General features: G+C 48.3%; 1 protein-coding gene. It reads left to right on the forward strand.

All coding sequences use genetic code 11. The features are described from left to right. Window positions 1–509, forward strand: a 509-nt coding sequence (locus R7Z49_RS27810) for a TonB-dependent receptor plug domain-containing protein (protein ID WP_318112885.1), incomplete at both ends; no start/stop codon positions are given.

A 509-nucleotide genomic window follows, 5' to 3' on the forward strand; every position in this document is an offset into this window, starting at 1 on the left:
GTTGGCAGCGTCATGCCAAAATCCATCTCTGATATTCCCGGTACGGTTTGGTTTGTAGGGCAAGAAGAAATTGCTCAACAATACCGAGCAGGTAAAACTCTGGGTGATATTCTTTCTGCCACGATCCCTTCTTTAGATGTTGGCACTGGCGGCCGGACAAACTACGGCCAAAATCTGCGTGGCAGAGCCATGCTGGTCATGATTGATGGCGTTTCTCTGCAATCTTCTCGTCCTATCAGTCGTCAATTGGATGCGATTGACCCGTTCAACATCGAACGAATTGAAGTGCTTTCAGGCGCGACCTCCATTTATGGGGCTGGTGCGACGGGTGGTGTCATTAACATCATCACTAAAAAAGCGTACTCAGATGAATTGGCGTTTGAATCTTTTGTCGGCGGTACGTCAGGCTTCAACAGCAGCGATGATTTTGACTACAAAGTCGCACAATCCGTTGCTGGTGGAAATGACATCGTAAAAGCACGTGGCTCAGTGGTGTATTCCGAGACACA

The sequence above is a fragment of the Vibrio sp. 1562 genome, from assembly GCF_033340155.1.
Taxonomy (GTDB): Bacteria; Pseudomonadota; Gammaproteobacteria; order Enterobacterales; family Vibrionaceae; genus Vibrio; species Vibrio alginolyticus.